The following is an 18766-nucleotide window of genomic DNA, read 5'->3' as shown; positions in this document are numbered from 1 at the left end:
CCATGTAAACTTTGAATGTTTTAACTTTGCATTAATGATTGCAATAGATAATATATTGATCAGCGATGAAGTTGTAGAAGAACAATTCGTCTGCGATTTGAGTAAATGTAAAGGCGGATGCTGTGTAGATGGTGATGCCGGCGCACCACTTCATAAAGATGAACTGGCAAAAATAGATGAAGTGTTTGATGCAGTGTTCCCATATTTGACTGAGGAAGCCAAAAATGAACTGGCAAGACAGGGTAAATATGTGTATGACAAAGAGTTTGGTTGGGTAACACCTACCATCAATGGAAGTATTTGTGTGTATGGAATAACCGACGAAAAGGGTATTGTAAAATGCGGAATTGAACAAGCTTATAACGATGGTAAAGTAAATTGGAAAAAACCGATCAGTTGTCATCTTTATCCCATCAGGATCAAACAAAGTAAAAATAAAAAAACCGAATACGTAAACTACGAACCCAGAGAAGATCTTTGTAGTGGAGGATGTAGCTTGGGTAAAAAATTAAAAGTGCCTGTTTACGTTTTTTTAAAAGATGCTATCATCCGAAAATACGGAACAGAATTTTACGAAACATTAGATGCAACGGCAAATCATATAAACTCAAAGAAGCCTTAATATTTCCGAAATGAAACGACTTACTTTCTTATCCCTTATTTCTTATTCCGTATTTCTAATTGCATCTTGTTCAGGAAACAGGGCAGAGATAGATAACAGCTTAAAAAAATATTTCGATCAAAATAAGGTAGAAGGCTGTTTTACTATGCTTAGTAACAGTAGCGGTAAGGTAACGGTGTACAATATGCAATTAGATACTACACGTTTCTTGCCTGCATCAACTTTTAAAATAGTGAATTCCTTGATAGGTTTGGAAACAGGCGTTATTGCTGATGAAAAAATGGTTATTAAATGGGATGGCGTAAAACGCTGGAATGATGATTGGAATAAGGATATGAATATGGTTGAAGCATTTAAAGTCAGTTGTGTGCCATATTATCAGGAAATTGCCAGAAAGATTGGAAAAGATACAATGCAACACTGGCTTGATACTTTGAATTACGGAACAAAAACTATTAATTCAACAATCGATAGTTTTTGGCTTGATAACACATTGAAGATATCACCCGATGAACAATTGGGTATGGTTAAACGTTTATACTTCGATCAATTGCCTTTTCAAAAACGCACACAGCAAATTGTTCGTGACGTTATGAAGCAAGAAGAAAACACTTTATATACATTAAGTTATAAAACTGGCTGGGGTTTTGATGAAAAGAACAACGGCATTGGTTGGGTAACCGGTTGGATCGAAGAGAATAAACATCCTTACTTTTTTACATTATTGGTGAAAACGGCAGATGCAAATGCTGATATCAAAACCATTAGGATCAATATTTTAAAATCGATATTAAAACAATACGGCTTTTTTGAAGGAAAAAAATAATTCCTTGTACTGAATAAATATTTATGCAATTCTATTGTGAATCATTAACGGAATACAAGCGTCTTAAAACGAGAGAGGTTAAGATTGGAAATTTGCTATTGGGTAATGGTCATCCTGTACGTGTTCAAACAATGACCACTACAGATACAATGGATACCCTTGCTACGGTTGAACAGGCCATTCGTTGTATTGAAGCCGGAGCAGAGTTGGTACGTATTACAGCACCATCAAAGAAGGAGGCAGAAAACCTATTGAATATAAAAAATGAAATTCGTAAAAGAGGTTATTCTACACCGTTAGTTGCAGATATTCATTTTACACCTAATGCGGCAGAAATTGCTGCGGCTATTGTAGAAAAGGTGAGAGTAAATCCAGGCAACTATGTTGATAAGAAAAAATTTGAGCAGATCGAATATACCGATGCAGAATATGTGGAAGAAATAGAACGAATAAAAGAACGTTTTACACCATTGGTGAAGATCTGTAAAGAACATGGAACGGCCATGCGTATCGGAACCAATCATGGGTCGTTGAGTGACAGGATCATGAGCCGTTATGGAGATACAGCCATTGGCATGGTAGAGAGTGCGATGGAATTTTTACGTATTGCACGTGGAGAGGATTATCACAATATTATTTTGAGTATGAAAAGCAGCAACCCATTGGTGATGGTGCAGGCTTATCGCTTACTCATTAATCATATGATGGAAGAATTTGGTGAATGTTATCCGTTGCATTTAGGTGTAACTGAAGCCGGAGATGGTGAAGATGGAAGAATCAAAAGTGCTATTGGTATTGGTACTTTGTTGGATGATGGAATAGGAGATACAATAAGAGTTTCATTAACAGAAGATCCTGAGTTTGAAATACCTGTTTGTTTGGATCTGGTAAAGGAATACACCGCCTATGCACCATCGACCATGGATCATAGTTTAGTATTCAATGGTACGTTACCTTATTCTCCTTTTGAATATAAAAAAAGAGAAACATTTTCTATTTCCAATATTGGAGGAAAACATGTTCCTGTAGTAGTTGCTGATTTCATGCAGGCCCAATCAATTGTTCACACAGATCTGCAGGCTATTGGTTATACGTACAATGAAATAACTGATAAATGGAATATTGGTGATGCAGCTGCAGATTATATTTACACAGCAAACAAATTAGTTGACTTTGCCTTACCGGGTACTTTAAAAGTTATTTGTGATCATAAAGTTTGGGTGAATGTAGCCGATAAAGAAAAATATTTCCCGCTTTTTCAGTCCGATGAATATATGGCCGATAATGAAAAGGCAATAATGAATTTTATTGCTGTAGATGCGATAAAAGTTTCAGATGCATTTGTGCAAAAAATTAAAAATGACTCATCGGTTGTTTTGTGTATTTATTCTTCTGCTGAAAATCATATGCAGTCTGTAAGAAGTTTTATTATTCGGTTGATGAAAGAAGTGATTAAATGCCCGGTAATCATATCAGTAGAAAGCCATCATACAACAATAGATGAACAGTTGATCCATTTTTCTTCGCAAAGCGGAGCTTTATTTTTAGATGGAATGGGAGATGGGATCTGGCTTATCAATGACCCATCAAAATTGACGAATCAAAAAGTTTCAGGCAGAACTTATCTTGAAACAAAGAATAATCATCAATTCATTAACAATACATCTTTCTCTATTTTACAAGCGGTACGGACAAGAATTTCTAAAACAGAATATATTAGTTGTCCGAGTTGCGGAAGAACATTATTTGAATTGCAGGAAACTACAGCAAAGATCCGAGCCGTTACCAATCACTTAAAAGGTTTGAAAATTGCGATCATGGGTTGTATTGTAAATGGCCCCGGGGAAATGGCTGATGCCGATTTTGGCTATGTAGGTAGTGGAGTTGGGAAAATAACATTATACAGAGGTAAAGAAGTTGTAAAGAGAAATATTGATAGCGCAATTGCTGTTGATGAGTTGATTAATTTATTGAAGGAGAGTGGAGTTTGGATAGAAGCCTGATAACAAAAAAATATGAAGACAGACTTTTTAGTAATTGGAAGTGGCATTGCAGGGCTTACCTATGCTTTGAAAGTAGCAGAGGATTGCCCGGATAAAAAAGTGACCATTCTTACCAAAGCACAAAGCGACGAAACAAATACGAAGTATGCTCAGGGAGGTATAGCCGGTGTGATGGATTCCGACAATGATAGTTTTGAAAAGCATATTGAAGATACGCTAATAGCAGGAGATGGGTTGTGTAACAAGGAAGTAGTTGAGATAGTAGTGAGAGAAGGCGTTGACAGAATCAAAGAGATCATAGAATGGGGAGCAAGATTTGATAAAGAACCAGACGGGGATTTTAAATTAGGGAAGGAAGGTGGACATAGTGAATTTAGAATTTTGCATCATAAAGATGTAACTGGTAAGGAAATGGAAAGAGCTTTGCTTACTGCTATTGCAAAGCGATCAAACATAGAACTAATAAGCCATTGCTTTGTGCTTGACATAATTACACAGCATCACTTGGGATACTTAATTACCAAATCTACATTGGATATTGAATGTTACGGTGTGTATGTATTGAACCTATCTACCAATAAAATTGAAAAGATCGTAGCCGATATTACGTTACTGGCAACAGGAGGTAACGGTCAGGTGTACCGTACAACTACTAATCCGTCAATTGCAACAGGAGATGGTGTGGCGATGGTTTACAGGGCAAAAGGACGAATTGAAAATATGGAGTTCATTCAGTTTCACCCTACGGCATTGTATGAACCGGGTGTACGTGGACAAAATTTTTTGATCACAGAAGCTGTACGTGGCGATGGAGGCATTTTACGCAACCATGCAGGAGAGGCATTTATGGAGAAATACGATGAACGTAAAGATCTGGCTCCAAGAGATATTGTGGCAAGAGCTATCGATAATGAAATGAAGATCAATGGTACTGAACATGTATATTTAGATTGCAGACATTTTTCTAAAGAAAAATTCACAGAGCATTTTCCTAATATTTATAAAAAGTGTTTGAGTATTGGTATCGACATTACAAAAGATATGATCCCTGTTTCCCCTGCTGCACATTACAGTTGCGGCGGAATTAAAACAGATGAACACGGACGAACATCGATCAAAAATTTGTATGCAGCAGGCGAATGTGCCAGTACAGGGCTGCATGGTGCTAATCGTTTAGCAAGTAATAGTTTGCTGGAAGCAATGGTATTTGCACACAGAGCATATAAAGATGCGGTGAAAGAAATTAATCACCTTTCACTTTCGCATTCGGGCGGAGAAAATGCCGTGCCGGACTGGAAAGCGGACGGTACAAATGCCCCTAAAGAAATGATCCTCATTACGCAGAGTTTAAAAGAAATGAAATTGCTGATGAGTGACTACGTTGGTATCGTTCGCAATAATGAACGTTTGAAAAGAGCAAACCGTCGACTCGATCTATTGCATGAAGAAACTGAGGCATTGTATGAAAAAACTGCAGTATCACCACAGCTTTGTGAATTACGGAATATGATCACGGTGGCTTATCTGATCGTAAAGTGTGCTGAATTCCGTCAAGAAAGCAGAGGGCTGCATTATAATACTGATTATCCTTTCAAGAGTGAAAAAATTCAGAACATTGTTTTATAGATCCTTGTTCAATTATCAAGTATAACAGCTGATGTATTATATCGTTTATTTTTTTCTTTACTTATTTTCCCTGCTGCCTTTTTTTGTGTTGTACGGGATTAGCAGTTTTGTTGCCTTTCTGCTACGAGATGTGTTTCGATATAGGCGTAAGGTTATTCTTGAAAATCTATTGATCGCATTTCCGAATAAAAATGAAGAAGAGCGTGTAGCAATTGCAAAAAAATTTTATCGAAATTTTACTGATACTTTTGTTGAAACGATTAAGACTTTATCAATGAGTGACACAACTTTTGATAAAAGATGTGCTCACAATTTTACATTGATCAATGAAGCAGCTGCAAAAGGTCACAATATTCAATTGCTGGGAGCACATATGTTTAATTGGGAATATGCAAACCTTGCATTGGGCAAATATTTAACTATTCCTTTGATCGGCGTTTATAGTCAGATAGAAAATCAAATGTTTGATAAATTGTTTTTAAAGATCCGCTCAAAGTATAAAACGATATTGGTTCCAACAGGAAAATTTAAAAGACAAATGCATGAATTGATGCAGCATCAGCATTCAATGTATTTATTAGCAGATCAGAATGCAGGGAAAATGACCAATGCTTATTGGGTAGATTTCTTCGGCAAGCCGGCACCATTTATCATAGGTCCACATAAAGCAGCAGCAAAAAATAATACCACTATCATCTTTGTAAATTTTAAAAAAACAAAAAGAGGTTATTATAGTTTTGAAGCAGAGCAGGTAGTAGAAAATACAAAAGAGTATACACCGCAGCAACTAACAATTCTATACAGAAATTTCCTGGAGAATATCATTTCCCGCCAACCCGAAAATTATTTATGGAGCCATCGGAGATGGAGAAGGGCAATGGCCGCAGACATAGGAAAAAATCGTATTGAAGGTTAGTTCAAGGCGCTTACATCTTTTAGTGTCTTTATTTTTTTCTCTTCTTTGATCGCATTCCATCCCCCAATCACAGTTCTGATATTATGAATGCCTTGCTTTTTGAATAATGAGCTTGCTATGATGCTTCTGTAACCACTACCACAGTATAAATAAAGATTTTGATCTTCCTCAAATGCAGCCAGGGTCATTACATCAGTCATATCGCTCAATGGTAAATTGATAGCATCCTTAACATGGCCTTCTGCAAATTCAGTTTCTCTTCTTACGTCTACTACTTGTAAATTTTTATCATGTTTGATATCCATCGCTAATTCATCCACTTCAATATCGATGATCATATCAATAGGCTCTCCCGCATTTTGCCAAGCTTCAAAACTACCATCAAGATATCCTTCAATCTTATCAAATCCTACTCTTGCCAATCTTACAACAGTCTCTTCTTCTTTGCCTATTTCAGTAACAAGAATAATGGATTTGTTGAATGGCAAGATGCTGCCGGCCCATTCTGCAAACCTCCCTTCTAAACCAATGAAAATACTACCAGGAACAAATCCTGCTGTAAAAATATTGCCGGGTCTAGTATCGAGGATCATTGCATCCTGATCAATTTTATCTTTGAAAGTTTTGATGTTTAAAGGAACCAGTGCATTTTTTTTCAGCTTTTCCAAACTGTCATAACCATCTTTGTTGATCTGTGCATTGATCGAAAAATATTTAGGTGCTTCTTCCAGATCTTCGGTTACCTTTTTTATAAAATCTTCTTTTGATTGTTTTTGCAGCGCATAATTATTTTGCTTTTCTTCTGCAATTGTACTAAAGCTTTCAGGCCCTAAATTTTTACCGCAACTACTACCTGCACCATGTGCCGGGTATACCAATATATCATCTGCTAATGGAAGTATTTTATTTTGTATAGTATCATACATTATAGAAGCAAGTTCTTCTTTACTAAGATCTCCGCTACTTAGGTCGGGTCTGCCTACATCTCCCACAAATAAAGTATCGCCTGTAAAAATTGCATGTGGTTTGTTTGATTCATTTTTTAATAAATAACAACAACTTTCAATTGTATGACCCGGAGTATGCAATACTTCAAAAGAAATTTTTCCTAATTGAAAAATTTCTCCATCTGATGCAATATGCACAGGAAGATTTGTTTCAGTTTTTGGACCGTAAATAATAGGGGCGCCGGTTTTTTTATGAAGATCAAGATGACCACTTACAAAATCCGCATGAAAATGCGTTTCGAAAATATATTTGATCTTAGCTTTTCTCTCTTTAGCTAATTGTATGTATTGTTCTGTGTCTCTAAGCGGATCTATGATAGCAGCTTCTCCTTCACTTTCAATATAATATGCCGCCTCACTGATACACCCTGTGTAAAGTTGTTGTATATACATACCTATTTTTTTTATTATACAAAGGTAAAAAAACAAAAGCGTCCCAATTACTATCGGGACGCTTTTTTCTTTTTTGTTAAAGCATTAAGCTACTAATTCATTCACAAATTTGTTAATCTCTTCAATACGTTTGTGATTGATAATGTAATGGATAAATTTACCGTCTCTTTGTGTAGATACTATGCCGGCCTTACGTAAGATAGCCAAGTGCTGTGATGCAACAGACTGTTCTAATCGCAGACGCACATAGATTTCAGTAACGGTAAGTTTTTGTTCCTCGTCAATCAATTTAATTAATTGCTGACGCAATTTGTGGTTCAATGCTCTCAATGTTAAAGCTGCCTTCTTAACATTGTAGTAGTCGATTTTGTTCGCAATCATGTAAGGGTGTTTTTAAACACTTCCGTAAGGAAGATATTGGTTACAGGAAAAGGTTAGGCAAATATATTACATGATTTAATAGTTGAAAGACTTTTTATTGCACAGATAATATTTTTTTTGTGCATATAGTAAAATTACTTTCAGCTACATAGTAAAATTACTTAGGAGTTTCGCTAAAAAACTCTTTTAAGTAGAAAGGCTCTGCATATGCGATATCTGCAAAATTGTTAGAATTGTATTTTTTGTATGATAAATTATTCAGAATTTCTGCTTTGATTTCAATATTCTGAAAATCAACAGCACGGGCACTTTCACAAATGTTGCTCCATTTGCTTGCACCCGAACCAACAAATAGAATTTTGTATGTTGAAAAATATTTTTCGAATGAGCCTGTATTTAACACTAAAGCGTGGGGTTCTAACAAGTTAGTGAGATCGTTTTTATATAAAGCGGTATATACTTCCATTCGTCTGGCATCAATCATCGGACAAATTATCGTTGATGCGTCAACGTTAACCTCGCCTAAAGCTGTCGCTGCTAATGCCTCTAAAGTATTGATTGTAATAAGTGGTTTATTTAAAGCAAAACATAACCCTTTTGCTGCTGCCATACCCACCCTTAATCCGGTATAGGAGCCGGGGCCTTCTGTTACAGCCACAGCATCAATCTGTTGCAAAGTAATTCCTGCAATTTCCACAACTTTTAAAATAGCAGGTTGCAAAAAACTTCCATGATCTTTTGCGTCACGATTGTTTAGCTCATGCAACAAAACACCATTTTTTGACAGACTAACCGAGGCTGATTGCATTGCAGTGTCAATACTTAAAATATAGGCCATAAATGAAATGTATATTTTCACAAAAATACGTTGTTGTAAAAAGATATATTTGTATTTCAATTAAAATAAAATGAATAAGGAAATAATAAATACCAATGGGGCACCCGAACCAATAGGTCCATATAATCAAGCAGTTAAAGCAGGAGGGTTTTTGTTTTTATCTGGCCAGGTTGCTTTGATACCGGGTACAACCGAGTTAGCAAATAAAGACATATCTGAAGAAACGCATCAGGTAATGCAAAATTTAAAGAATGTTTTAGCTGCTGCCGAAATGGATTTTAGCCATGTAGTTAAAACTACCATTTTGCTGAGCGACATGGCTTTGTTTGCAACAGTGAATGAAATTTACGCAAGGTATTTTACAGGAAATTTTCCTGCAAGAGAAACATATGCAGTTAAAGCCTTGCCCAAAAATGCCAATTTAGAAATCAGTATGATCGCCGCTAAGTAGATATGACAAATAGTAATCCGAAAGTAATTATTACAGCAAAGGCGCATCAGTACCTTATTGATACGTTGCAACAGAAAGGTTATAAAGTTTTATATCTTCCATCTATCAGTTATGAAGAGCTGTTTATGTTGATCAACGATGTTGAAGGGTTGATTGTAACAACAAGGTTAATAATAGATAAAAATATTTTAGATAATGCACCGACATTGAAATGGATCGGCAGGCTGGGCAGTGGTATGGAATTGATAGATACTGAATATGCAACATCAAAAAATATTCTATGTGTGAGTAGCCCCGAAGGAAATAGAAATGCGGTTGCTGAACATGTGTTGGGTTTGGTATTAAATCTTACCAATCATATATCCAGAAGTTTTAATGAAGTAAAAAACTTTGAATGGAAACGTGATGCTAATAGAGGTGCCGAGATAACCGGAAAAACTTTTGGCATTATCGGTTACGGAAATACCGGTAGTTCTTTAGCAAAATTGTTGGCACCTTTTAATGTTACTGTACTTGCATACGATAAATATAAATTTGATTTTGCAGATGGGTATATTAAAGAGGCAAACTTAGAGCAAATAACGAAGTACGCAGATTTTATTAGTTTACATGTACCGCTAACCGATGAAACTTTTCATATGGCTAATGAGTCTTTCTTTAACGCTTTGCAAAAAAAACCATACTTCATTAATGCCTGCCGTGGTAAAGTAACCGATACAGCAGCACTGATCAATGCCATCAAGCAGGGTAAATTATCCGGTGTTGCATTGGATGTGCTTGAAAATGAGAAGATTGATGATCTTACAACCATACAAAAAGAAGAGCTACTTTTTTTAACAAATCATAAAGATGTAATAGTAACGCCGCATATAGCGGGTTATAGCCATGAAGCATTTTATAAGATGAGTGCTGTTATTCTTGAGAAATTGGGAATTTAAAAAAATGTTTATATTTGCATTATATACAACGCCTTGGGCATTCCTGAGGCGTTGTATTTTTTTTCTATTTACCTCAAAAGGTTTTTTTATGAGTGATACTAATTATGTAAAGAAAGACACCTTCGAAAAAATGAAGGAAGAATTGCAACACATGAAAGGAGTGGAGAGACCAGCTGCAAGTAAAGCTATTGCGGAAGCCAGAGAAAAAGGTGATCTGAAAGAGAATGCTGAATACGATGCAGCAAAAGAAGCACAAGGTATGTTGGAAGCAAAAATTAAATACCTGGAAGGTGTAATTGCTACCGCACGTATTTTAGATGAAACGAATATCGATACAAGTAAAGTTTCAATTCTTACTAAAGTAACGGTTACTAACCTTGGTACTAAAAAACAAGTTACCTATCAGATCGTATCTGAAAAAGAAGCGGATTTGAAATTGGGTAAAATATCTGTTACTTCTCCGATAGGAAAAGGTTTATTGGGTAAAACAATTGGAGAAGTTGCAGAAGTGCAGGTGCCGGCGGGACAATTGAAATTTAAAATTGAGGATATTACAATTTAACTGCTAATTTTTTTTTAATAATCCCATCTGTAGCAACGGATGGGATTTTTTTTATTAGTATTTTTATAAAAAAACGAAATGACCATCTTTTCAAAAATAATAGCCGGTGAAATCCCTTCCTATAAAATTGCAGAAGATGAAAACTTCTTTGCTTTCTTAGATATTTTTCCTTTGGTGCAGGGTCATGTATTGGTTGTGCCGAAAGTTGAAACAGATAAATTTTTTGATCTCTCGGATGATTATTTAAGTAAGATGCTGGTATTTGCAAAACCAATTGCCCATGCTATTGAAAAAGCATTTGACTGTAACCGCTGTGGCATCAGTGTAGTAGGGCTGGAAGTGCCACATGCTCATTTACATTTAATGCCCATCAATTCAGCCGATGATCTGAACTTTACAAATGATAAATTGAAATTATCCGCAGAAGAATTGAAGGAGATACAAAATGCTATTAAGGCACATTTAGTCTAAACCCAACGCCATGTATGGTTTCTAAAACCACAGACGGATCTGCTTTAAGGTGCTTGCGAAGTTTGGTAATGAATACATCCATGCTTCTTCCTAAAAAATAATCGTCTTTACCCCATACATTCAACAACACTTCTTCTCTTTTTAAAATTTTGTTGGTGTGCTGAGCAAAAAACTTAAGTAGGTCGGCCTCCTTTTGTGTGAGTGATACAATTTCATCGGGGGCATAAATTTTTAATTCGGTGGTAACAAATTTTAATTTTCCGAGATTATATTCCAATTGTGTATCTGAAGAAAGTTTTTTAGATCTCCTGAGAAATACATCCATTCGCATCAGCAATTCCTGCATGCTGAATGGTTTGGTGATGTAATCGTCTGCACCGGCTTTAAAGCCTGTTATCTTATCACTTTCCATACTTTTTGCTGTGATAAAAAGTATTGGAACCACGTCACTTTGCTGTCTTATTTTTTTCGTAAGCGAAAAACCATCTCTTACAGGCATATTAATATCCAGTAAACAAATATCAAATGCTCTTTTTTGAAATTGTTGCCACGCAACTTCACCATCCGGACAATGCGTAACATCATAACCTGCATCCTGCAAATTGTCTTTTATTACAAAGCTCAATGCCAAGTCATCTTCTGCTAAAAGTACTTTTCCTTTGCTCATGGTTATAAAATTTATGTCAGCGGAATTTTCACTATAAAGCTACTACCTTTTCCCGGCTCACTGTTCACAATAATCTTTCCATTATGTGCATCCACAACTTTCTTAACAAAATTCAAGCCAAGACCAAATCCTTTTGTTGTGTGCAGTTCTCCATCAAGTACCCTGTAAAAACGATCAAATATTTTCTTCTTGTTTTCTTCTTTGATGCCAATGCCGTTATCGGTTACCGTTACCAGGGCAAATCCATCTTCTACAGCAGTTTTTATCTGTATAACAGGTTGTTGAGAAAATTTAAGACCGTTTTCTATAAGATTTACGAAAGTTAGCAGCAAATAGGATTTATCTGCACTAATAAAACACTCAGGAGCTGAAAATGTTGTAGTTATAGTAGCATTTTTTTGCTCTGCCAACGGCTGTAAGTCGTTGATGGCCTGATTTATAATTTCGCTGATATTGATCTTTTCTTTTTGCAATGGTAACTGACTTCGGTCGTTATAAGCAATTTCTAATAAACGTTGAACTTGCGACTGTAAATGTGCCGTTTGGTCATTAATAATATTTGCATATGTTTTTAGTCGCTCCGGTTTGGTATAAATATCCGGTTGCTTTAAAACTTCGGCAGCAATTTTCATCACTGCTAAAGGTGTTTTAAACTCATGCGTAAAATTATTGACGAAATCTTTTTGCGTTTCATTCAAGAATTTTTGACGGTACAAGTAAAAAATACTCACACCAAAACCAATTAGCACAAGTAATAATATACCGCTGGACACAATCCAAAAGAACATTTGTTTAATAATGTATTGATCTCTGTGGGGGAAGAATAAAAGAATATAATCGTATTCTTTTTTATAGATAGGTAAAGGGCTATCGTTGTCTTTCGATTGATTTGCGTCCGGAAGATCAATGTATTTTTCTAAGACATACGAGTGGGTGGATGTATGATAAACCCCCATTTTACAATCGGTATAAACATCAAAATCTGTAAACTCCGACTTCATACTCAACCATAAAGTATCTAAGCTGGGAACACAATCTACCCTGAATAGATACACATCCGGATGTGGATTTTCAATGATCGTTTGACGGGTATCGGATACATCATTTACCAGCTCCATATCCTTATATACACCTCTGATACTTTTGGTTACATTGATATTGAATTGCTTTTCTTCATATTTATATACTTTTTGTAGCCAGAATAATTGTACAGCAATGATAACGGCAACGAGTATGGTGCTTATTAATAATACTAACCGAAGTGTTTTAGAGCGAATTGTCATAATGAGATTCTCTGCAAAGTTTTTGCATAAATGAAGGTTGGCAATGTTAATCGGAAGTTAACATCAACAACAGCTTTATTTTAATTTAGTTACTACTTTTATCCTATCCGGATTCTTTTTCAAAAAGTCTTCCCATCCCTTTGCTTTGCTTGTTTGACCACCAAGCAAAGCGTTTTCCTGAAAATAATGACAAACCGCTACGGCCAGTGCATCAGATGCGTCTAAGTATTTCGGATCTTCTTTAAAATTTAATAACCGCTGCAGCATTTTTAAAACCTGTTCTTTATTTGCATTGCCATTGCCGGTTATTGATTGTTTGATTTTTTTAGGGGAATATTCCGTCACATCTAAACCATGCCGCATAGCCGCTGCAATTGCAACACCCTGAGCTCTTCCAAGTTTCAACATACTTTGTACATTCTTACCAAAAAAGGGTGCTTCAATGGCAAATACATGAGGTTTATATTTGATAATAAGGCCGCTAACAGTGTTATATATTAATTGTAATTTCTTATACGGATCATCAACCTTTCCCGGTTTCAAAACATCCATTTCAAGTAGTTTTATTGTGCTGCCATTGATGGAGATCAATCCATAACCCATTACCACCGTTCCCGGATCTATACCTAAAATAATTTTCGACGCCTTTTGCAAGAGAAATTTTGTTTTGAGATTAATGAATAGCCGAATTTTTTAAACTATACTTGTAGTATAAAATTAGTCAAATCAATTTGAACCGATACATCAAAATATTTATCAACTATTTTTTAGGGCCGTTGTTATTTATCATACTGTCGTGGAGTTTATACAGGCAGATCGTCAATCAACCCGATCTGGAAAATCGGTGGAATGAAATTAAAGACAGCTGGTTGAACTGGAAGTTTTGGGTAGTGATTGGATTAATGTTTGTGAACTGGGGAATCGAATCGAGAAAATGGCAGCTTTTGATCGGTAATATTCAAAAATTTTCTTTTCTTAAAGCATTTAAATCTGTTTTGTCAGGTTGCAGCGTAACTATGCTAACGCCTAATCGTGTGGGTGAGTACGGTGGTAGAATACTGTATGTTGAAAATGAGCATAGGCTTAAGGCGATATCTTTGACCATTGTGGGAAGCATTAGTCAACTGCTCGTAACAATGATCATGGGTTGCTTCGGTTTGATCTTTTTAAGATTTTTTTCACAAAGCAATAGCAACGCTTTAAACGTTTTACCTGACTTTTGGAGTAACGTACTTATTTATTTAAGTGTGGCGTTTACTGTTTTTCTGTTGCTATTCTATTTAAGACTAGGATGGTTGGTGAGGATGATGGAGAAAGTACCGGCATTACAAAGAGTTGTTAAACATATTAGTGTATTAGACGAATTTGACAGCAAAGAACTCTTGCATGTTTTGTTTTTGTCATTTTTGCGGTTTTTGGTCTTTGTTTTGCAATACGTTCTATTATTACAGGTAATGCATGTCGGTATTCAAGGTTGGTTATGTTTTTGGTTGATGACGGTTTTTTATCTTGTAATGGCCGTAGCACCTACGTTAGGTTTTATTGAATTGCCGGTTAGAGCAAAAGCCAGTTGGGAGATATTGAAGTTTTATACGAATAACGAATTAGGTGTTGGGGCAGCGGCATTGGGTATTTGGCTGATCAATTTAGTGATACCTGCCATTATAGGAAGTTTATTAATTTTTAGTATTAAAATTGTAAAGGAGAAAAATGAACAGAACAATTAAAGCCTTTTTCTTGATCATAAGTTTGTCTGCTTTCACACCTCATCAAACCGGAGGTGAGTTTTGTGGTATAAAGAATACTGCATTTCAGGCAGGGGAAAGTGTTACACTCAAAGTTTTTTATAATGCGATGGGTGCATACATTGGAGCAGGCGAAGCAACTTTTACAACTGCACTTGAAAAATTCAACGGTAAACCCGTTTATCATTGTATAGGAGATGGTAAGTCGTATCCCTTTTTCGATAATTTTTTTAAAGTAAGAGACAGATACGAAACATACATTGATACAGCAACCATGTTGCCTTTAAAATTTATCAGAAATGTAAATGAAGGAGGGCATAAGATCTATAACAACGTAACTTTTAATCATAGTGCCGGCACAGCTGTTACTACGAATGGAGTTTTCAAAACACCCGATTGTATTCAGGATGTAATGAGTTCCATCTATTATGCCCGTAACATCAATTTTGATAAATATAAAGTTGGTGATAAAATTCCTTTTGATATGTTTATAGATGATGAGGTCAATCATCTTTATATAAAGTATATGGGAAAGGTAAAGATCAAAACACAATACGGAAAATTTAAAGCAATCAAGTTTAAACCTTTACTGATAAAAGGAACCATGTTTAGTGGTGGAGAAAAAATGACAGCCTGGGTAAGTGATGACCCTAATCGTTTGTTGTTGAGAATTGAAAGTCCGATCTCAGTTGGTTCTGTTAAAATAGATATGTTGAAGTATAAGAACCTTCGTTATCCTTTAACGTCGTTGATAAGTGTAAAAGGGCTTTAAAGATCAGTTAGTTTAAATATGTCTTTCGGACGAATGCCTCTTTCGGTCATTTGTAAAGTGCAGCATTCATTTACAGGGTCGTGTTCAAAAAATAGAATGTAATTTTTTTCTAGAGCTTCAGATAAAAATCTCTTTTTTTCTTCCAGTGTTTTCATCGGAAACATATCGTAACCCATAACATAAGGTAGCGGCATATGTGCAATAGATGGCAACAGGTCTGCCATATATACAATTGTTTTGCCCTTGTAATTGATCATGGGCAACATCATAGCATCTGTATGTCCGTTTGCAATAAAAAATGAAAGTTGAGGTAGTCGTTCATCTGTTGTCCATTGTTCGTCGTCCGTTGCCAAGGGTATAAATTTCAGCCGTCCACTTTCCTCTATCGGTAAAATATTTTCTTTTAAAAAACTTGCCTTTTCTCTTTCATTTGGATGTGTTGCCCATTTCCAGTGCCTTTCATTGCTCCAGAATAAAGCATTTTTGAAAGCCGGAATTAATTTTTCTCCATCTCTGATGATGCATCCGCCGCAATGGTCGAAGTGTAAATGAGTCAGTATTACATCGGTAATATCTTCTCTTGTGAAACCATGTTGTGCCAATGATTTATCAAGTGTATCATCTCCATGCAAATAATAATACCCGAAAAATTTTGCATCTTGCTTATCACCCATGCCTGTATCAACCAATATTAATCTGTCATTATTTTCAATCAATAAACAACGTAGCGCCCAACTGCACATATTGTTTTCATCAGCAGGAGCTAACTTGTTCCAAATTTTTTTTGGAACCACACCAAACATGGCGCCACCATCTAATTTAAAATATCCTGCGTTGATGGAGTAGAGTTTCATGATCAATATTGTTTAACCTTAGTTGTTTTTTGGGGTAATAAAAGCGGGGGCGGAGGTGGCGGCGGAGGCAACTCTTCCATTTTTGCATCTGCAGATATTTCTTCTGGCTGCAAATACTCTATCGGAGCCTTTGATATCAATTCTTCTTTCACCGTTTTCTCCTGTGCTGCATCAATAATACTTTGCAATAAAATTACAGAAAACTTGTTATCTGAGAATACCGGAGTAAGTGTAAGTCCTTTTGCTTTTAATAAATTAATTATACCCGTTTTTCCCAATAAATGGCCACAACCTACGGCAAAAAAAGCACTGTTGTTTTCCGATATCTGTTGGATTGAATCAGCCATGCTTATATTTCTATCATCGAATAATATTTTTTTATAAGTGTTATTCAAACCTTCAATCAGATATGTCAGTGAATCAAATAGCTGCTTTTCATAAAACTGTTTCATATTGGCAGCAAGCGCAATGTCGTCATTAAATAACAATGTGGTATCTGTTAATCTAGCGTCAATGATCTTGTAGATCATGTCTATTTGTAGCACAAATGTTTCCAGTCCTTTTGTAGGTTTACCTATGGCTGTAGCATAATCAGCAAGTGCCATATCCAATGCTTTAACTCCGGGGTCAGACTTTATATAATCTGCTAATATTTTTTCCTGAAATTTATTCAGTTGTTCATAATGATCGGGATCGATATTTGCATTGTAAGCTTTATTGATATTGCCTATCAGCTTTTTCCAGGCAGGTGTTTTTTTTGCCGAATCTAAATAATTCTTTTTCGCCAACAAAAAACTATCAGCCTTTCGCATCTCTTTAAACATTCCTTTGTAATCGACCTCATTGTAAAAAAGATCACAGTACTTGATTGCCTGGTATAGCGAATCACTCTGCATCATGAATCTTTTTTGGGGTAGATGTATGGTACCGAAAAGATAAGAGTGATTTTCGTTTAAAGGATTGTTGATTCGCCAAAGAAAAGTGTTGTTTTGTTGCGCCGTGGTTGATTGAGAAATAAACAGGGCGAAAAGAGCCTGTAATATTTTTTTAGACATAAAGAAAATTTAGAATTCTTTCACTGCTTTTTGCTTACGAGCAGTTAATAACAACATAATAAAACCAAGCACAAAAAATACAACCAATGATAAGATTGATTGACGAATACTGCTGATCCCTTCTATTAAACCGAAAGTAAAAAGGCCGACTACTATTGCAATTTTTTCGGTTACGTCGTAAAAGCTGAAGAACGAAGCGGTGTCTTTTGTTTCGGGCATTAACTTAGAATAGGTAGAACGACTAAGTGATTGAATGCCCCCCATCACTAATCCAACAAGAGATGCAATGATATAAAAATGCAGTTCGCTGGTTATAAAATATCCGGTAATACAAATACCAATCCATAATAGAACAGTAAACAATAGCACATTGATGTTGCCGTATTTTTCAGAGAGTTTCGACATCACCATTGCTCCAACAATAGCAACCAATTGAATAATTACAGCCGTAATGATCAGTTTATCATCGGGCAATTTCAATTCTTTAATGCCAAAATCAATGGCAACCAGCATAACCGTTTGCACTCCCATGCTGTAAAAGAAAAAAGCGGATAAAAATCTTTTCAATACAGGCATTTGTTTTACTTGATGTAAAACCAACTTCAATTCATGGAAGCCGTTTACAAGCACATGTTTTTTTGCCTTTCTTTCACTTGCCGAACTTATTGGAAGTCTGTTAAAAGTAATTTGAGCAAAACTCACCCACCATATTCCAACCAATAAAAAAGTTATGGTCAATGCCAGACCTTTATCTTCCATTGTCATAACCAGTGCAAAGCCAACCATCTGCATTAACACGCTACCGATATACCCCATGGTATAGCCTTTAGCACTTACACGATCCATATCTTTTTCTGCAGCTATTTCGGGTAAATAAGAGTTGTAAAATACCTGGCTGCCATAGAACCCAATGCCGGCGAACATAAAGCACATCAGCCCGAGTGTAACATGGTTTTTATCGAAGAAAAAAAGTAACGAGCAGCTCACCGCACCCATGTAACAAAAGAATCGCATGAAATTTTTCTTATTGCCTTTATAATCTGCAATAGAAGATAAGATAGGCGACAGCAAGGCGATTACTAAAAACCCAAATGCTAATACATAATCTTTTAATTCAGTGTTTACAAATCGTCTGCCTAAGAAAGTGATGCCGTCAGGAAAATTGTGAAGTCCTGTAACAGCGGCATAATATGCAGGGAAAAAGGTAGTAGTAATAACAAGATTGTACACTGAATTTGCCCAGTCATACATTGCCCACCCGTTAATTACTTTCTTGGAAGCAGTTTGCATTTGTAATAATTAAGAAATGAAAGTACAGATAAATTCTTAATTAATTAAAAAGGCAAATTGTTTCAC

20 protein-coding genes are annotated in these 18766 nt (G+C 35.8%); 11 read left to right on the top strand and 9 right to left on the bottom strand.

Translation table 11 applies throughout. The annotated features are described in order from the left end of the window. The first annotated feature begins 34 nt into the window (after positions 1-34). From ACQ33O_RS01735 to ACQ33O_RS01715, 5 genes are read left to right on the top strand one after another with little or no spacing between them, the layout of a single operon-like run. Positions 35-622 (top strand): DUF3109 family protein, encoded by a 588-nt coding sequence (locus ACQ33O_RS01735; protein WP_430993824.1) that lies wholly within the window; start codon positions 35-37, stop codon positions 620-622. Positions 623-632: 10 nt separating this feature from the next. Further along, the gene (blaOXA, locus tag ACQ33O_RS01730) at positions 633-1448 is read left to right on the top strand and encodes a class D beta-lactamase (RefSeq protein WP_430993823.1); all 816 of its coding nucleotides are present in this window, start codon (positions 633-635) and stop codon (positions 1446-1448) included. Positions 1449-1471: 23 nt separating this feature from the next. Beyond that, positions 1472-3451, top strand: a complete 1980-nt coding sequence (gene ispG, locus ACQ33O_RS01725) for a (E)-4-hydroxy-3-methylbut-2-enyl-diphosphate synthase (RefSeq protein ID WP_430993822.1) — start codon at positions 1472-1474, stop codon at positions 3449-3451. Between the two features lie 12 nt (positions 3452-3463). Then, positions 3464-5077 (top strand): L-aspartate oxidase, encoded by a 1614-nt coding sequence (gene nadB / locus ACQ33O_RS01720; RefSeq protein WP_430993821.1) that lies wholly within the window; start codon positions 3464-3466, stop codon positions 5075-5077. Between the two features lie 31 nt (positions 5078-5108). Beyond that, the gene (locus ACQ33O_RS01715) at positions 5109-5993 is read left to right on the top strand and encodes a lysophospholipid acyltransferase family protein (protein ID WP_430993820.1); all 885 of its coding nucleotides are present in this window, start codon (positions 5109-5111) and stop codon (positions 5991-5993) included. Here ACQ33O_RS01715 and ACQ33O_RS01710 read toward each other — a convergent pair. The 3 genes from ACQ33O_RS01710 to tsaB all read right to left on the bottom strand — a co-directional run bounded on the left by ACQ33O_RS01710 (position 5990) and on the right by tsaB (position 8612). Then, positions 5990-7393 (bottom strand): MBL fold metallo-hydrolase, encoded by a 1404-nt coding sequence (locus ACQ33O_RS01710; protein ID WP_430993819.1) that lies wholly within the window; start codon positions 7391-7393, stop codon positions 5990-5992. The genes ACQ33O_RS01715 and ACQ33O_RS01710 overlap by 4 nt on opposite strands. An 84-nt stretch (positions 7394-7477) precedes the next feature. Beyond that, positions 7478-7774, bottom strand: a complete 297-nt coding sequence (locus tag ACQ33O_RS01705; protein WP_430993818.1) for an ArsR/SmtB family transcription factor — start codon at positions 7772-7774, stop codon at positions 7478-7480. A gap of 157 nt (positions 7775-7931) precedes the next feature. Next, on the bottom strand, positions 7932-8612 hold the full coding sequence (gene tsaB, locus ACQ33O_RS01700; protein WP_430993817.1) for a tRNA (adenosine(37)-N6)-threonylcarbamoyltransferase complex dimerization subunit type 1 TsaB: 681 nt from the start codon (positions 8610-8612) through the stop codon (positions 7932-7934). Between the two features lie 70 nt (positions 8613-8682). Between tsaB and ACQ33O_RS01695 the strand changes: the two genes are divergently transcribed. The 4 genes from ACQ33O_RS01695 to ACQ33O_RS01680 all read left to right on the top strand — a co-directional run bounded on the left by ACQ33O_RS01695 (position 8683) and on the right by ACQ33O_RS01680 (position 11034). Further along, on the top strand, positions 8683-9063 hold the full coding sequence (locus ACQ33O_RS01695; RefSeq protein WP_430993816.1) for a RidA family protein: 381 nt from the start codon (positions 8683-8685) through the stop codon (positions 9061-9063). A 2-nt stretch (positions 9064-9065) separates the two neighbouring features. Next, entirely contained in the window at positions 9066-10001 is a 936-nt protein-coding gene (locus ACQ33O_RS01690) for an NAD(P)-dependent oxidoreductase (protein ID WP_430993815.1), read from the top strand. A gap of 88 nt (positions 10002-10089) precedes the next feature. After that, a complete protein-coding gene (gene greA, locus ACQ33O_RS01685) occupies positions 10090-10563 on the top strand; it encodes a transcription elongation factor GreA (RefSeq protein WP_430993814.1) in 474 nt (157 codons plus the stop codon). Positions 10564-10641: 78 nt separating this feature from the next. Continuing rightward, positions 10642-11034, top strand: coding sequence for an HIT family protein (locus ACQ33O_RS01680; protein WP_430993813.1), 393 nt, complete (start codon positions 10642-10644; stop codon positions 11032-11034). Here the strand turns inward: ACQ33O_RS01680 and ACQ33O_RS01675 are convergent. The 3 genes from ACQ33O_RS01675 to ruvC form a co-directional block, all read right to left on the bottom strand. Then, positions 11015-11701, bottom strand: a complete 687-nt coding sequence (locus tag ACQ33O_RS01675; RefSeq protein WP_430993812.1) for a response regulator transcription factor — start codon at positions 11699-11701, stop codon at positions 11015-11017. The two genes, ACQ33O_RS01680 and ACQ33O_RS01675, sit on opposite strands and share 20 nt — an antisense overlap. An 11-nt stretch (positions 11702-11712) precedes the next feature. Next, the gene (locus ACQ33O_RS01670) at positions 11713-12984 is read right to left on the bottom strand and encodes a sensor histidine kinase (protein ID WP_430993811.1); all 1272 of its coding nucleotides are present in this window, start codon (positions 12982-12984) and stop codon (positions 11713-11715) included. A 75-nt stretch (positions 12985-13059) separates the two neighbouring features. Beyond that, positions 13060-13638, bottom strand: coding sequence for a crossover junction endodeoxyribonuclease RuvC (ruvC, locus tag ACQ33O_RS01665; RefSeq protein WP_430993810.1), 579 nt, complete (start codon positions 13636-13638; stop codon positions 13060-13062). Positions 13639-13715: 77 nt separating this feature from the next. Here ruvC and ACQ33O_RS01660 point away from each other — a divergent pair, with 77 nt between their 5' ends. Next, positions 13716-14711 carry a lysylphosphatidylglycerol synthase domain-containing protein gene (locus ACQ33O_RS01660; RefSeq protein WP_430993809.1) on the top strand — a complete coding sequence of 332 codons (996 nt, stop codon included), beginning with the start codon at positions 13716-13718 and terminating at the stop codon, positions 14709-14711. Continuing rightward, complete coding sequence (locus ACQ33O_RS01655) at positions 14695-15501, top strand: DUF3108 domain-containing protein (protein WP_430993808.1); 807 nt, start codon at positions 14695-14697, stop codon at positions 15499-15501. Before ACQ33O_RS01660 ends, ACQ33O_RS01655 begins: the two co-directional genes overlap by 17 nt. Here ACQ33O_RS01655 and ACQ33O_RS01650 read toward each other — a convergent pair. Genes ACQ33O_RS01650 through ACQ33O_RS01640 form a run of 3 tightly spaced genes read right to left on the bottom strand, consistent with a single transcriptional unit; the run spans position 15498 to position 18700 of the window. Next, complete coding sequence (locus tag ACQ33O_RS01650; protein ID WP_430993807.1) at positions 15498-16355, bottom strand: MBL fold metallo-hydrolase; 858 nt, start codon at positions 16353-16355, stop codon at positions 15498-15500. The two genes, ACQ33O_RS01655 and ACQ33O_RS01650, sit on opposite strands and share 4 nt — an antisense overlap. Positions 16356-16357: 2 nt before the next feature. After that, positions 16358-17410, bottom strand: a complete 1053-nt coding sequence (locus tag ACQ33O_RS01645) for a TraB/GumN family protein (RefSeq protein WP_430993806.1) — start codon at positions 17408-17410, stop codon at positions 16358-16360. 9 nt (positions 17411-17419) lie between these two features. Then, positions 17420-18700 carry an MFS transporter gene (locus tag ACQ33O_RS01640; RefSeq protein ID WP_430993805.1) on the bottom strand — a complete coding sequence of 427 codons (1281 nt, stop codon included), beginning with the start codon at positions 18698-18700 and terminating at the stop codon, positions 17420-17422. Between the last annotated feature and the right edge of the window lie 66 nt (positions 18701-18766).

Origin of the sequence: Ferruginibacter sp. SUN002 (assembly GCF_050611725.1) — a bacterium.
Taxonomy (GTDB): Bacteria; Bacteroidota; Bacteroidia; order Chitinophagales; family Chitinophagaceae; genus Ferruginibacter.
This window is presented reverse-complemented; position numbering and strand designations above follow the sequence as displayed.